Raw genomic sequence first — 377 nt, forward strand, 5'->3', positions numbered from 1 at the left:
GTGCACATCACCATGGACCGCACCGGCCTGGAACACCGAGCCCGTGACGTGTCCGATGACCGAGTTGACCGTGACAGCACGTCGCCTGTCCTTACTCCACCACATCACCAGCCGATCTTCGGCCATGGCCGGTGAACGGAAGCCGCATTTATGCGCTTGTCTTCACCTGAATCGCCGAATCTGACTGTCGGTGCTTACGGCATCCAAAGCGCAAGAGTGTCGACATCGCCGCAATTGCGGCGATCTGTGGAGGTTCGGGCAGTGGGTCCGGTCCTCCGGCTTCCCCGTCGTATCGCGGCGTTCTCGAAACGTCCGTTTGCAAGCAACAGGTGTCCCTCTTGTCACCCGGTAAGAGGGACGCTGCGTGTCCCGCGAGA

This window comes from Actinosynnema sp. NPDC023658, assembly GCF_040639995.1.
Classification (GTDB): domain Bacteria; phylum Actinomycetota; class Actinomycetes; order Mycobacteriales; family Pseudonocardiaceae; genus Actinosynnema.